This window comes from Escherichia sp. MOD1-EC6021 (assembly GCF_002965245.1).
Lineage (GTDB): Bacteria > Pseudomonadota > Gammaproteobacteria > Enterobacterales > Enterobacteriaceae > Escherichia > Escherichia coli_F.
Genome location: NZ_PTRU01000131.1, coordinates 1 through 377, shown reverse-complemented (window position 1 = coordinate 377; position 377 = coordinate 1). Strand labels below are relative to the sequence as shown.

Annotated in this window: 1 pseudogene; it reads left to right on the top strand. The window is 63.7% G+C overall.

The annotated features are described in order from the left end of the window. A pseudogene (locus BEB54_RS28320) lies at positions 1–377 on the top strand (RHS element protein); the annotation flags it as partial.

The window sequence follows — 377 nt, the reverse complement described above, 5'->3', positions numbered from 1 at the left end:
GGTGCGCCACTGGCGCGGTACACGTATACGGAAGCCGGTGAACTGCTGGCGGTATATGACCGCAGCAATACGCAGGTGCGCGCTTTCACGTATGACGCGCAGCACCCGGGCCGGATGGTGGGGCACCGTTATGCGGGAAGGCCGGAGATGCGCTACCGCTACGACGATACCGGGCGGGTGGTGGAGCAGCTGAACCCGGCAGGGTTAAGCTATCGCTATCTTTATGAGCAGGACCGCATCACCATCACGGACAGCCTGAACCGGCGAGAGGTGCTGCATACAGAAGGCGGGGCCGGGCTGAAGCGGGTGGTGAAAAAAGAACTGGCGGACGGCAGCGTCACGCACAGCGGGTATGACGCGGCAGGAAGGCTCACGGC